Origin of the sequence: Leclercia sp. LSNIH3 (genome assembly GCF_002935105.1) — a bacterium.
Classification (GTDB): Bacteria; Pseudomonadota; Gammaproteobacteria; order Enterobacterales; family Enterobacteriaceae; genus Enterobacter; species Enterobacter adecarboxylatus.
Genome location: NZ_CP026387.1, coordinates 4,262,476 through 4,276,917, shown reverse-complemented (window position 1 = coordinate 4,276,917; position 14,442 = coordinate 4,262,476). Strand labels below are relative to the sequence as shown.

Here is a 14,442-nt window from a genome sequence, read left to right as displayed (position 1 = left end):
AGAGATTTACTACGCGCGTCACTCTTTTATAAAACAGTGTTTCTTTTGCTTCAAAAGGCGAGGTCAATAATGAGAGCCAGTCATCAGAATGGCCTGATAACCGGCGAAAAAGCGGGCATTTAGCGGTAGTTGACGATCACTTCGTTACGTTGCACCTTCAGGGCGGGGATCAGGCGACCGCCGCCGGGCACTTCCCAGATAAAGCGCAGCGGCTCAGCCGCGGGTACGCTGTTAAAGGCATGGGTGGTGCCGCTGGCACCGTCCAGTTCGGTGCAGCGCGCCTGGGAGCATAACCGCACCCGCAGGCCAGCCGGGATCGGGCCGTTCAGCTCATAGCGCCAGGCCACCAGCGTCATCAAACCCGACACCGGTTGCTTCGCAGAGAGCGGGCGCGACGAGGCTGCCACGCCGCGGTTATTGAGGGTCAGGCCGATACTGCTGTCCTGCCACGCCCCCTCGCCTGCCGCCTGCGCCACCATTGGCAGCGCCAGTAACCACAAGAGTTTACGCATCATTGACCTCCAATGCTGGCGGTCATGCGGATGTGGCGATTGTCCGACAGCTCCATGTTCGACAGGACCACCAGCTGCGTCAGGCTACGGCGCAGGAAGCGCGACAGCAGCGGACGCAGGGCGTGATTGACCAGCAGCACCGGCGGCGCGCCCAGCATCTCCTGACGCTGCAACGCCTCCTGGGTTTGCGCCAGCAGACGATCCGCCAGCCCCGGCTCCAGCCCGCCACCGCCCTGCAACGCCTGCAGCAGCAGACGCTCAAGCGGCGTGTCTAACCCAATCACCTGCACTTCGCCGGTGCCCGGGAACCACTGCTGGGTGATGGCGCGGCCCAGCGCCACGCGCACCACTGCCGTCAGCTCGTGCGGATCGTTTTGCAACGGCGCATGTTCGGCCAGGGTTTCCAGAATGGTACGCATATCGCGGATCGGCACTTTCTCGTCGAGCAGGTTTTGCAGCACCTTGTGCAGCGTGGTCAGGGTCAGCACGCCAGGCACCAGGTCTTCGGTCAGCTTCGGCATCTCCTGGGTCACGCGATCCAACAGCTGCTGTGCTTCCTGGCGACCAAACAGCTCCGCAGAATGCTGGCTAATAATGTGGTTGAGATGGGTGGCGACCACGGTACTGGCTTCCACCACGGTATAGCCCTGGATCTGCGCCTGCTCTTTCAGGGCGCTTTCGATCCAGATTGCCGCCAGACCAAAGGCCGGGTCGATAGTTTGTTCCCCCGGCAGCGTGCCCGCCGCCGTGCCCGGGTTAATTGCCAGCCAGCGCCCCGGATAGGCGTCGCCGCTGCCGATCTCCACCCCTTTCATCAGGATGCGGTAGCGTGCAGGCGGCAGATCCATATTGTCGCGGATATGCACCACCGGTGGCAGGAAGCCCATGTCCTGGGCGAATTTTTTACGGATACTGCGGATACGCCCCAGCAGTTCGCCGTCCTGTTGGGAATCAACCATCGGGATCAAGCGATAGCCCACTTCCATCCCCAGTGAATCTTCAAGCTGGACGTCGTTCCACGTGGCTTCCACCGCCTGGGTGTTTTCCGGCATTTTAATCGGCGCAGGCTCGGCCTTCGGTTTGGTCTCGCGCCCGCGCAGCCACCAGGCCAGGCCCAGCAGCGCACCGGTGAAGAGCAGGAAGACGAAGTTCGGCATGCCTGGCACCAGGCCCAGCAGCCCCAGTACCGCCGCCGACAGCATCAGCACGTTCGGGTTGCTGAACAGCTGGGTCACCATCTGCTCGCCGACGTCCTGGTCGGTGGCGACGCGGGTGACGATCACACCGGCCGCGGTGGAGATCACCAGCGCCGGGATCTGGGCGACCAGGCCGTCACCGATGGTCAGCAGCGTATAGCTTTCTGCCGCATGGCCCATGTCCATTCCGTGTTGCAGAACCCCAACCAGCAGGCCGCCCACCACGTTGATCACCATGATCAGAATACCGGCGATGGCATCCCCGCGAACGAACTTACTCGCACCATCCATCGAGCCGTAGAAGTCGGCCTCCTGGGTTACGTCGGCACGGCGTTTTTTCGCTTCATCTTCGCCAATCAGCCCGGCGTTCAGGTCGGCGTCAATTGCCATCTGTTTGCCCGGCATCCCGTCCAGTACGAAACGTGCGCCCACTTCCGCGATACGTCCCGCACCTTTGGTGATAACCATAAAGTTGATGATCACGAGGATGACAAACACCACGATACCGATGGCGAAGTTACCGCCCACCAGGAAGTGGCCGAAGGCCTCGACCACCTTACCTGCCGCCGCACCGCCGGTATGCCCGTCCATCAGGATGATACGGGTGGAGGCCACGTTCAGCGCCAGGCGCAACAGCGTGGTGAACAGCAGAATGGTCGGGAATGCGGCGAAATCCAGGGTACGCTGGGTGAACATCGCCACCAGCAGCACCATGATTGAGAGCGCAATGTTGAAGGTGAAAAGCAGGTCGAGGATGAATGCCGGAAGCGGCAAGACCATCATCGACAGAATTAGCAGGATGAGGATCGGCCCGGCAAGGATCTGCCATTGAGTCGATTTCAGGTTGCCGGGGAGGCGCAACATTGCCACCAGATTAGCCATCAGAGTCCTTCTCGTTCATAAAATCCAGCGCTGCAGGCACCGGGAGATTCTCAGGTTTCACAGGCCGTTGACCACCGGCCAGACGCCAGCGTTTCAACTGCCACACCCATGCCAGCACTTCCGCCACTGCGGCATACAGCTGGCCTGGGATTTGTTGTCCAATTTCCGCATGGCGATAAAGCGCACGCGCCAGCGGCGGGGCTTCCAGCATCGGAATACGGTTTTCATCACCTATTTCGCGGATCCGCAGCGCAATCAGCCCTGCCCCTTTCGCCACGACCTTCGGCGCGCTCATTTTGTTTTCGTCATACTGCAGCGCAACGGAGTAGTGGGTCGGGTTGGTGACGATGACATCCGCTTTCGGCACATCTTCCATCATCCGGCGACGGGCGGCGGCACGCTGCATCTGGCGAATACGGCCTTTGACGTGCGGGTCACCTTCCATCTGCTTGTATTCATCGCGGATATCCTGACGGGACATGCGCAGTTTTTTAATGTGGCTGTAAATCTGGAAGAAGACGTCAAAACCCACCATAGGGATAATCGCCAGAACCACCAGCAGCGAACATAACCCCACCAGGTTGAGCGCGTTGCGCATCGCGGTAAAAGGCGATTCGCTGATCAGGCGCATCATCTCCGGCCAGTTATGCCAGATAAAAAAGCCGGCCACGCTACCCATCAGCGTGGCTTTCATCAACGCTTTCAGCAGCTCAGCGGCGGTCTGGGCGGAGAACATCCGCGCGATGCCGGGCAGCGGGTTGAGTTTGGAAAATTTAAACTGCAGCGATTTTCCGCTAAACACTAGCCCGCCCAGCATCACCGGCGACACCAGCGCCACCAGCACCACTCCGGTGATCAGCGGCAGCAGCGCGACCATCGCGCTTTTAATCAGCAGGATAATCTGGCTGAGGATCAGGTTCGGGTCGTTAACCATGCTGTGATCGAAGCGCAACCCGGCCGAAAGCATACCGGCCAGTCTGCGGGCAAGGGACTCCCCACCAATCCAGATAATGCACACGCCCACTAATAAAATCAGCAGGGAGGTGAGTTCCTTGGATCGGGGTATCTGCCCTTCCTCACGCGCTTTATCAAGTCGGTGGGGTGTGGGGGCTTCTGTTTTGTCGTCGCTATCTTCTGCCACGGCAAGCATCTCGCAGGTAGAGGTCTGGACGATATGATGCCAAAGCCGCGCGCGACCAATGGGTTAATTAAGGACGTTAAAAGGGCCGATTTAGGCCATTCAGGTGTGACCGGGGCAATCGAAGGCGTGCCACGAATCAGTGAGAGGACGAAAAAATGCCACCTTTGCAGGTGGCATTTGTGCCGGGCAATGCCCGCTTTGCGCACATTCTCTGTGGGCTAGAAGCCTAAGCTGTCCAGCAGGTCGTCGACCTGATCCTGGCTCGCCACAACACCAGCTTTGGTGGTGTCGAGCTGCGGGCCATTCAGCAGGCTTTCGTTCTCGCGCTGCGGACGTGCGGAAGGTTCCGGCATGTTCTCCAGCAGCACCATCAACAGCTGACGCTCAATCTCCTGGATCACATCCATCATGCGCTTGATCACCTGACCGGTCAGATCCTGGAAATCCTGCGCCATCATGATGTCCAGCAGCTGCGCGTTAGTGAAGCTGGTATGGCCCGGCACGTCACCCAGGTACTGGCGAGTATCGGTGACCAGTTCGCGGGCGTCGGACAGTTCGATTGGATTTTCGAACCACTCGTCCCAGCGTTTGGTCAGCGCTTTCGCGCCCTTTTCCATCTCATCCTGATGCGGCTGCGACGCTTCAACACTGTTCAGCGCACGCTCTGCCGCCTGGGCAGTCATTTGCACAACATAGTCAAGACGGTCACGGGCATCGGGGATCGCTTCCGCGGCTTCCGCAATCGCCTGATCCAGTCCCAGCTCACGCAGGCTGTCGCGCAGCATGCGCGTCAGGCTACCGATCCGGGCAATTATGTCACCGGGTGAATGCTCATCCGTGGGTTTAATCGAAGGCTGCATCATCTCCCGTACCTCACATGCCGAGTTTCTCGAAGATCTTACCGAGTTTTTCTTCCAAAGTTGCAGCGGTGAATGGCTTCACCACATACCCGCTTGCGCCAGCCTGTGCCGCAGCAATAATGTTCTCTTTCTTCGCTTCGGCCGTTACCATCAGCACAGGCATAGAGGCCATCGCAGCATTCGCACGAATGGTTTTCAGCAGTTCCAGACCATCCATGTTTGGCATGTTCCAGTCAGAAATGACAAAACCAAAGCCACCGGCATTCAGTTTGTTCAGTGCATCAACACCGTCTTCCGCTTCTTCAACATTATTAAAACCCAGCTCTTTCAGCAGGTTGCGCACGATGCGACGCATGGTGGAAAAGTCATCCACAACCAAAAACTTGAGCTCTTTGTCCGCCATAAAACTACACTCCTCGTTAAATACGTATTGCCTGTCCGGCACTGATTTTTGCCAGCATCTGCTGACTAACCTGACTAAGATCGACCACTTCGCTGACGCCACCCATATTGATGGCCTCGCGCGGCATGCCGAACACTACACAACTTGCTTCATTCTGCGCGATGGTCCAGGCGCCAGCCTGGTGCATCGCAAGCATTCCGGCGGCGCCGTCGTTGCCCATCCCCGTCAGGATCACCCCAACGGCGTTGCGCCCCGCATGTTTCGCCACCGAATGAAACAGCACATCCACCGACGGACGGTGCCGGTTAACCGGCGGCCCGTCATGAATTTTGATTTGATAGTTCGCGCCGCTGCGCGCCAGCTCCATATGCTTGTCGCCCGGTGCAATGTAGGCATGCCCCGGCAGAACGCGCTCGCCATCTTCCGCCTCTTTCACGCTGATCTGACACAGCTTGTTCAGACGCTCCGCAAACGAACGGGTAAAGCCTGGCGGCATGTGCTGGGTAATCAGAATACCTGGGCTTGAGAGCGGCAATGGCTGGAGTACATGCCGAATTGCCTCTGTTCCCCCGGTCGATGCCCCAATAACCAGCAGTTTTTCCGAGCTTAACAGCGGGCCTGCTTTCAGGGTGGCAGGCGCGGCCATCGGCTTGTGCGTCGCTACCCGCGCCCGCGCGGCGGTACGGATTTTCTCCGCGATCATCTCGCTGTACGCCAACATCCCTTCACGAATGCCGAGCTGCGGTTTGGTGACGAAATCCACCGCCCCCAGCTCCAGCGCCCGCAGGGTGATCTCGGAACCTTTGCCGGTCAGTGAAGAGACCATCACCACCGGCATCGGCCGCAGACGCATTAACTTCTCAAGGAAGTCGATGCCGTCCATACGCGGCATTTCGACATCCAGGGTCAGCACGTCGGGGTTATATTTTTTGATTAAATCCCGGGCTACCAGCGGATCGGGGGCCGTCGCCACCATCTCCATGTCGCTGTGACTGTTGATAATCTCCGTCATGATCTGGCGCATTAACGCCGAATCATCAACTGACAAGACCCTGATTTTACTCATGCTTTATCCTTACTCAGCGCATATACCGTCTGCCCACGCAGGCTGAATTCGCGCACGAGATTGCTGAAATTCTCCGAGTGCCCGGCAAACAGTAATCCGTCCGGCTTGAGCAACGGTACAAAGCGGCGCAGGATCTCCTGCTGCGTCGTTTTGTCGAAATAGATCATCACATTACGGCAGAAAATGGCGTCAAAGGGCCCCGCCACGTTGTACTGCTTCTCCAGCAGATTGACCATGGAGAACTCCACCGCATTCGCCAGTTCACTGCGCACCCGTACCAGCCCCTCATGCGGGCCAGTGCCGCGCATGAAATAGCGCTGAAGCTGCTGCGGCGACAGGGTTTTCAGCTCGTCCTGGCGATAGATACCGCTCTGCGCTTTTTGCAGCACTTCGGTATCAATATCGCTGGCGAAGACCTTCCAGCGGCCCGGCGCGGTCCCCAGGGTATCGGCCAGGGTGATGGCGAGAGAGTAAGGCTCCTCGCCGGTCGAGGCCGCCGCACTCCATACGCGATACTCGCCGCTGCGGCGACGCGCATGTTCCGCCAGCACCGGGAAGTGGTGTGCTTCCCGGAAAAAGGCAGTCAGGTTAGTGGTCAGGGAGTTGATAAACGCCTGCCACTCCGCGCTGTTCGGGTTCGCTTCCAGCATGCCGAGGTAGCGACCAAAATCATCCAGCTCGAGCGTTCGCAAGCGACGCACAAGACGGTTGTAGACCATGTCCCGCTTGTGATCGGCAAGCACGATCCCCGCGCGCTGGTAGATTAACTGACATATCCGACGAAAATGCGCATCGGACAGCGCGAGGCGCTGTGTCATCTGTAACAGTAATGACGATTGCCCTGAGGGCAGTGGTGATGTCATAGCGCCTTCTTACTTAATCACGTTCAGGTTCCGACTGGTACGGCTTGAGACCGCCCGACTTCTGTAACTGTTTCAACACGTTCATTCACATTAAATACTGCTACCAGCGAGGTCAGATGATCCGCCTGACCGGCTAACTGGTCGGTGGCGGCCGCGGCTTCTTCTACCAGCGCCGCGTTCTGCTGCGTCACCTGATCCATCTGGCTGACGGCCAACGCGACCTGCTCAATGCCGCGACGCTGTTCATCGGATGCCGAGGCGATTTCCCCCATGATGTCGTTAACCTGCGTCACCGAGCTGACAATCTCGGTCATGGTTTTCGCTGCGGTATCCACCAGCTCCGACCCTTGCTGCACGCGTGAGACAGACTCTTCAATCAGCCCCTTAATCTCTTTCGCCGCGTTGGCGCTGCGGCTTGCCAGGTTACGCACTTCCCCTGCCACCACCGCAAAACCGCGTCCCTGCTCGCCCGCGCGGGCGGCTTCCACCGCGGCGTTCAGCGCCAGAATATTGGTCTGGAACGCGATGCCGTCGATGACGCTAATAATGTCGCCAATCTTCTGGGAGCTGGTGGCGATCTCATTCATGGTGTTCGCCACGCGAGAGGCCTGCTCACCGCCCTTCTTCGCCGTCTGCGCCGCGCTCTTCGCCAGACCGGAAGCCTGACGGGCATTGTCGGCGTTCTGCCCGACGGTGGCCGTTAGCTGTTCCATGCTGGCTGCCGTTTGCGCCAGCGATGCCGCCTGCTGTTCGGTGCGCGACGAGAGATCGTTATTGCCTTCGGCAATTTCGGAGATCCCGGTGTGCATGGCATAGCTGCCCTGACGCACCTCGGAGACCGTTTCCCGCAGCGAGCCTTGCATTGCTTTCAGGCTGGCGAAAATAGCCGATATTTCATTTTTGCCGTACACCGCCACCGGCCGCGCCAGATCGCCCTTCGCAATGCTGTCGAAATGGCTGCTGATGATCGCCAGCGGCTGCACAATCATCCGGCGAGACCATAACAGCGCGGCGCTGGTCAGTATCGCGGTCAGCACAATCATGGTGGCGAAGATCACGCCCGACATGTGATAGCTGGTGCGACTGTCGTTCCCCGCCGCCTGCACAAACTGGTTAATCTCCTGCTGCCAGGCCTCGGTGCTGGCATCAAACGCCGCCTGCGATTCCTGCACCGGCGCGGTGAGGAAGTCCGACAGCTGGTTGTTTTCCAGCCAGGTAGCCTGATGATCCAGATCGCTGTACCACTGGTTAAAGGCCGCCTGCATCGCTTTTTTCAGTTCGCCGTCTTTCGCGCTGATCGCCGCCTGGTCGTTAAAGGTTTTGAACATGCCCTCAGCCTGTTTCAGGCTGCTGCGCGCGGTGGTCATTAGCGCCTTAATGTCATCAGGCGGATAACTCAGCGCGGTCAATGTGCCCGCTTTATTCAGCGCCGTACTGGCCTGGAGCAGAACGGCGCGGCTCTGGGTAAGTAGCGCGCGCTGCTGATTGCTGCCCTGCATCTCCTGCAAATTCTGATAACCATCGCGAAAAGCCCAAAACGACAAGCCATTACTGCCAACCTGCAACACCCCACAGACAATCAAAATCAAAAACAGGGTGGTCGAGATACGAATACGATTTAACATCCACGCTCCCATTTAGCGGCCAGCAGCCGCGAATTAACGTTCGATCAAAATGTTTCCCAGTTCTCATCTTTTCCGGTGGTCAGCGCGCGTACCTGGGCCGGTGCATTGACCGGCGCGGCCGGTTGATGGCTGGCACGCGATGACACCGTGTTTCCAGGTGCAGAAGTAAGACGAAACGCCGAAACGGCCATCTTCAGACGGCTCGCCTGCTCTTCCAGTTGTGCCGCAGCGGCTGCGGACTCCTGAACCAGCGCGGCGTTTTGTTGTGTGACACGATCCATTTCCGATACCGCCAGGGCCACCTGGTCGATACCACGACTCTGCTCATCAGAGGCCGAGGCGATTTCACCCATGATGTCGGTGACGCGCGTTACCGCGTTGACGATGTCATTCATGGTTTCTCCCGCACTTTCCACCAGCGTCGAGCCGGTGTCCACGCGCGCGACAGAATCTTCAATCAGGGCTTTGATCTCTTTGGCCGCATTGGCGCTGCGGCTGGCGAGGTTACGTACTTCACCGGCGACCACCGCAAAACCGCGACCCTGCTCACCCGCACGCGCGGCTTCTACCGCGGCGTTCAGCGCCAGGATGTTGGTCTGGAAGGCGATGCCGTCGATCACGCTGATGATGTCAGCGATCTTCTTCGAGCTTCCGGCGATGTCGTGCATAGTTTTCACCACCCCATCCACCACCTTGCCGCCGCGCTGTGCGGTCTCCGAGGCGCTGTTTGCCAGCTGTGACGCCTGACGGGCGTTGTCGGCGTTCTGCTTCACGGTGGCCGTTAACTGCTCCATGCTGGCCGCCGTCTCTTCCAGCGCCGACGCCTGCTGCTCGGTACGGGAGGAGAGATCGTTGTTGCCCATCGCGATTTCGCTGGTGCCGGTGTAGATGGCATCCGAACCCTGGCGTACGTTAGCCACCGTTTCGCTCAGGGAGCGCTGCATATGGTCAACGGTGACCGCCAGTTGGGTAATTTCACTGCGCCCGGCGATGGCCAGGGTATGGGTGAGATCGCCGCTGGCAATCTGGCGAATGTGGTCGATAACGCGGTTTAACGGGTTAAGCAGGGTATGACGAATGCCGTACCAGACACCCACCAGCACGATGGCCAGCGCCAGGGCCAGGATCCCCATCTGCCATTTGGCAAAGGTGTAATCTTTCACGCTGGCGTTGTACGCCTCCTGGTTACGCGCGTCAGACGCAGCGACATAATCCCGCAGGGCGGTGCCCAGCGCGTTCTGCTTTGACTGGGTGGCCTGGGCGAAATAGGCGTCCATATTGCCGCTCTCAAGGAACTGAATAAGCTCCGTCAGGGCCGCGGCGTAGTCCTGGTATTTGTCATTGATGGTCTGGCTGACCTGCTCCATCGAAGGCTGTGGTGCGATGGCGCGGTATGCGTTGAAGTGTTTGTCTGCTTCCGCCAGCGTCGTACGGGCATTGTTGATCAGCTCCGGTTGCTGGTGCGTGGGATCGGTCGCCATGCGCGCGGAGGCGCGGCTCAGGTTGATGCGCGTTTGCAGCAGGTAATCCCAGGTGGAGGTGATTTCACTCTGTTGAACACGAAATTCGTTAGAAACCGCAAAACTGTCCTGGTTAGCCTTAATGGATGAGAAAAAGAGACTGCCGGAAATAAGCTGCAGCAGTGCGAAGACAACCAGCACTAACATCAGCATTGTGACAACGCGCATACGGTTCAACATACAACACCTTCTTATGAATTTGTTCTCGGTGTTATCGGCACAACTGGCGGGAACTTTACATTTGCGAAAGGGAAAAGCGCGGGTCAGAACGCGACGTCGACGACCAGAGTGTCGCTGTAGTTACCGGCGGGCGGGGTGGCCTGATTCGTCAGCACGCGGGCGGTGTAGTTATAGCTGCGTAACAGCCCGTCGGTGCTCACCTGCGAAGAGGCGCCGCTGGACCAGCGTTCGCTGCCGCTGCTGCCCCAGCGATTGGCTGTCGCTTCTTTATAAATCTCATAGCTCATGCGGTTATTGCCGCTGGCCATCTGGCGCACGTTATTGCTGGCGTTGGCACCGTTATTGATGCCGATGGTATAGACGCTGCCCTTGGTGCAGGTGACCGAGATAGCCTGGGAGATCGTCGGGAAGTTTTGCACCAGCGGCGCGCTGTTGAAGTTAACGTTCGGGGTGGTCATGGCGCTGCAGTCGTTAGTGACCGTCATGTTGAGGGTAATGCTGACTGGCGTGGTGCCGGTTTGCGCGGAGGTACAGAGTCCCAGCGCCCCCAGCGCGCAGACGCTGTAACTCACGTTGAAATTGAGGGTCACCTGATACGGCCCGGCGCTGACATTCTGCCCGGCGACGGTGCGAAAATAGAGCGGGATGTTGTACTGCCTGGAACCGAGCAGCCCCAGCAGCGACGACCCGCTCCAGGTATAGGCTTTGCCGATCTGCACTTCGTTGGTGGCGTTGCAGGTATTTAGTCCGCAGAGGCGGGTGGGGATCACATCGGTGATGGTAGCATTATCGGTGCGCTTCATGGTTGCGCGGCTGCTGGCGCTAACGGTGGCCCCGGTGTAGTTGAGCGTCACCGTATCGTTGGTCAGTAAATTAAGCACCGTATCGCAGTTCACCACCAGCGTACCGGTGGTGGCCACTTCGTTGCTGCCGCTCAGGGCAAAGGAGGTGACGCTGCCAAAGCTGGCATTGACGGTACTGACCCGGCACGCTCCCCAACTGGTGGCGGAGAACAGCAACAGTATCATCACCAGCAGCAGGCGTTTCATGGTTCCACCCGGCAGGTCAGAGGGCCGTAGGTTTGCAGCTTATGCTCCGGGTTCGCCGTCAGGCTCAGGGTAACATGGCAGCTTTTGCCCGCCGGGGTGATGACCTCCAGCGGGTTGACGTCTGCCAGATCTTCCAGCCAGGCAAGCCCGTCATAGCCCACCACCACCGGCTCCCTGCCCTGGCGTCGCACCTGACTACCAAGGGGGATCGCCTCCCCTGCCCCGTCGTGCAGGATCACGCTGGCAACCCGCTCCTGCTCCATGGGGAAATCAACCAGATAACCGCTATTACGCCGCAGGGCGATACGGCGTTCAGTCTCTTTCAGGCGGGTGTCGGCGGGTAAGTTGAGGGTGTTAATGCTGTAGCTGGCCGGGTAATAGGCCGATACGCCGCTGATCAGCAGATAACCGTTGCGGTTGGTTTTGCCCACCGGCTGATTCTCATAGCTGACCGGCACGTCCGGCTGACCGTCAGTGCTGACCACCACGAAGGCGTCGTTGATTTTGTTGGCGGCAAACAGCTCGCCGTCCATCAGCACCAGCGCACCCATCGCCTCGCCCCACCAGGTCATCATGTCGCGTTCGCCGTAGCCGCCGCCCTGCACTTCGATATTGTTATTACGCCAGCCCAGCGTGGCCTGCTGATAGTTGCTGGCCTGCGACTGGCGCGCCCACGCCATGTTCCAGCTAAAGCCGCCGTCGGTGGGCATCGAGTGGTTATAGTTAAGCCGCTGGGTGCTGCCCGCATCCGGTGTATTTTCGAGGGTGATGGCGGCGCTGTCGCGTTCGCCCAGCGGGATCTGCAGCGACAGGGCGACCGTCCAGTCGCCCTGCTGCTGGTCACGGCTGGCGGCGAGGTAAATACTGCTGCTGCCCCACAGGTTACGGCTCCAGGAGAGGTTCAGCAGCTCGGTTTTCTGATCGTCGAAACTCTGCACGCCGATCCACGCCGCGCCAACGTTGCCAAAATCGCCAAGGTTAAAGGTCAGGGAATACTGATCCGTATTGCGGCTCAGGCTGGCAATGGGCTGGTTGTATTCATCATAGATGGTGGGTTGATCGTAGAGCGCGAGATTGCCGAAGCCACGATCGCGACGGCTGTGCTGGGTGGCGATACTGAAGGCGTTGGTACTATACTGGTAACCCCAGTTGAGCTGTCCGCCGGTATCGCCGCGCATTTTACTCTGGGTCCAGGCGCTGTTCACTACCCCGAGACGCCCCAGTTTGACGATGGTCCCGGCTCCGCCCAGCGCCAGCTTCTCCGCCCCTTCGACGTGCCCTTCCAGCGTCAGCCAGTCGGTGAGGCCGTAACGATACGAGCCGCTGCCCGCCGCCGGGCCGTAGTCAAAATTCTCGATACCGTAATTGCGGCGCAGGCTGCCGAGGGTCATGGCCCCGTCGCTTAGCCCCTGCCGGAGCAGATCGCTGGTGACGTAGAACGGCATAGTGGTGCTCACCTGACGCCCCAGCGCATCGGTGGTGACCAGCACCGCATCCCCGGCGCCGTTAATGTAAGGCAAATTGGTGAGGGTGAAAGGTCCGGGCTGCAAACGGGTGGAGCCTGCGCGATAGCCGTTCACGAACAGATCCACCGACGTGGGCACTGCCGCCTCGCCGGAGAACTCCGGTAAGGGCCAGGTAACAAGGTCGGGGCGCAGGGAGAAATCGCGGCCATAGCTGATGCCGCCCATGCGCACGCTACTGCTCCAGCTCAGGGCATCGCTGATCACATCCCCGGCGGTCCAGGTGGTGGCATCCTCTTCATCGGTGATCATCAGGGTGGTGTCGTAGCGCACGTACCCCTCCTGCTGCCCGCTGCCGCCGGACAAGTTCTTTCGCACGTAACCGGTGGAGGATAACGATCCCCGGTCGTCAAAATAGCGTAATTCATGCCAGAGGGAGGCCTGGCCGCCGCTGTGTTCAGTGTGGTTGGTATAGAAGTCGTAGTTGAGCAGCGCCCCCTTACCAAAATGGGGGGTGCTGCGCGCCATCTGCCCGCTGAAGGGGGTCACGCGCGCGCTGACCCACTCCCGGGGAACGTTGAGCAGCAACCGTTGCCCGGTGCTGTCGTACTCGGCACGCACGTCCTTCAGACGGCTGACGTTTACCTCCCCCGGTGGCACGTGCTCGGCGGGCAGCCCGGCTCGGCGGGCAGCCCGGCGCGGCGCAGATCGGCGCTGGCAACCAGATACTCCGCCTGCCGCCGGGTGACGGGCACCACCAGCCCGGTGTCGTAGTGGTTGACGATAAGCGCCAGCTGGAACACCGCCTCGTCATTTACCGACTGCGGCACCGGCGGTGGAGGCAGCATATCGTCACCGGGATCGGCCCAGCTTGCGGAGCTGACGCAGAGCAGGATAAGCATCGATGGCTTCAGTTGACGGGGGCCGACTGCCATTGGGTATCCCGGGCATTAATCTGTGCACGCATCTGGCTCGGGTGGTCCATCCCTGACGGCAGTGGCCAGCTGCGGGCGCTGCCCGGCAGCACATAACCCAGCAGGCCGTCGGCTAAGGTGCGATTCTGCCCCCCCTGTTGCAGCGAAACCTGACTCAGGCGGACATGCACATTGCCCTGATTCCGCACCTGGATCGCCGCCTGGCCGTTCTCGCGGATCACCCGCCAGTTCAGATCCCGCGTCTCGACCAGGGCATGGTGTGCGCCGTCCTTGATGGTGGCAATCCCCTGTCCGTAGACAAACAGCGGAATGGAGTAGCGCATTTGCAGTTTCAACCCCATCTGCGGGGTCTCTTTATCCTGCGGCTGAGGGATCTCGTCCACGATAATGCGGTAGGCCTGCTCTACCCCGACCGGCACCTCACTCTGTTTGATCAGGCGGATTAACTGCTTGCTGCCCTTCGCAATGGTGACAATCGGCGGGCTGGCGACAACATCCTGCTGGGCGGTATAGCGTTCAAGGCCGTTCTCCTGCCGCCAGCGCACAATGCGTACCTGCATGGTGGTGGCGCTGTTGCCCTGATTCTGCACCCACAGCTCCGTGGCTTTGGTATCCGCCGCCAGCCAGGGGTCGATGGGCCACAGCAGAATAGTGGCGGCCCCGTGGGCGGTGTTGAGCGTCGCGCCCAGTGCCATCAGCAGACAAAGCCTGCGATATCCCGAAAATGCCTTCATCGTCCTTCTCCCT

The 14,442-nt window shown here is 59.7% G+C and carries 11 protein-coding genes and 1 pseudogene; all 12 read right to left on the bottom strand.

All coding sequences use genetic code 11. From position 1 onward, the window contains the following. Positions 1-119: 119 nt before the first annotated feature. Positions 120-512: a flagellar protein FlhE gene (flhE, locus tag C3F35_RS20700; RefSeq protein WP_103792222.1), complete on the bottom strand. Its 393-nt coding sequence runs from the start codon at positions 510-512 to the stop codon at positions 120-122. Beyond that, on the bottom strand, positions 512-2,590 hold the full coding sequence (gene flhA / locus C3F35_RS20695) for a flagellar biosynthesis protein FlhA (RefSeq protein ID WP_103792080.1): 2,079 nt from the start codon (positions 2,588-2,590) through the stop codon (positions 512-514). Before flhA ends, flhE begins: the two co-directional genes overlap by 1 nt. Further along, on the bottom strand, positions 2,583-3,731 hold the full coding sequence (flhB, locus tag C3F35_RS20690) for a flagellar biosynthesis protein FlhB (RefSeq protein WP_103792223.1): 1,149 nt from the start codon (positions 3,729-3,731) through the stop codon (positions 2,583-2,585). The genes flhA and flhB overlap by 8 nt, the downstream gene beginning before the upstream one ends. A 218-nt stretch (positions 3,732-3,949) precedes the next feature. Beyond that, positions 3,950-4,594 (bottom strand): protein phosphatase CheZ, encoded by a 645-nt coding sequence (gene cheZ / locus C3F35_RS20685; RefSeq protein WP_032611970.1) that lies wholly within the window; start codon positions 4,592-4,594, stop codon positions 3,950-3,952. A gap of 10 nt (positions 4,595-4,604) precedes the next feature. Next, entirely contained in the window at positions 4,605-4,994 is a 390-nt protein-coding gene (gene cheY, locus C3F35_RS20680; protein ID WP_032611971.1) for a chemotaxis response regulator CheY, read from the bottom strand. 16 nt (positions 4,995-5,010) lie between these two features. After that, positions 5,011-6,060 (bottom strand): protein-glutamate methylesterase/protein-glutamine glutaminase, encoded by a 1,050-nt coding sequence (locus tag C3F35_RS20675; RefSeq protein ID WP_032611972.1) that lies wholly within the window; start codon positions 6,058-6,060, stop codon positions 5,011-5,013. Then, positions 6,057-6,923 (bottom strand): protein-glutamate O-methyltransferase CheR, encoded by an 867-nt coding sequence (gene cheR, locus C3F35_RS20670; protein WP_032611974.1) that lies wholly within the window; start codon positions 6,921-6,923, stop codon positions 6,057-6,059. The genes C3F35_RS20675 and cheR overlap by 4 nt, the downstream gene beginning before the upstream one ends. A 23-nt stretch (positions 6,924-6,946) precedes the next feature. Next, positions 6,947-8,548, bottom strand: a complete 1,602-nt coding sequence (gene tap, locus C3F35_RS20665) for a methyl-accepting chemotaxis protein IV (protein WP_103792081.1) — start codon at positions 8,546-8,548, stop codon at positions 6,947-6,949. A 44-nt stretch (positions 8,549-8,592) separates the two neighbouring features. Next, complete coding sequence (gene tar, locus C3F35_RS20660; protein WP_103792082.1) at positions 8,593-10,248, bottom strand: methyl-accepting chemotaxis protein II; 1,656 nt, start codon at positions 10,246-10,248, stop codon at positions 8,593-8,595. Positions 10,249-10,331: 83 nt separating this feature from the next. Next, the gene (locus tag C3F35_RS20655) at positions 10,332-11,297 is read right to left on the bottom strand and encodes a Csu type fimbrial protein (RefSeq protein ID WP_077227038.1); all 966 of its coding nucleotides are present in this window, start codon (positions 11,295-11,297) and stop codon (positions 10,332-10,334) included. Further along, a pseudogene (locus C3F35_RS20650) lies at positions 11,294-13,695 on the bottom strand (fimbria/pilus outer membrane usher protein). Before C3F35_RS20650 ends, C3F35_RS20655 begins: the two are co-directional and overlap by 4 nt. Then, entirely contained in the window at positions 13,671-14,429 is a 759-nt protein-coding gene (locus C3F35_RS20645; protein WP_032611981.1) for a fimbrial biogenesis chaperone, read from the bottom strand. Before C3F35_RS20645 ends, C3F35_RS20650 begins: the two are co-directional and overlap by 25 nt. Positions 14,430-14,442: the final 13 nt, after the last annotated feature.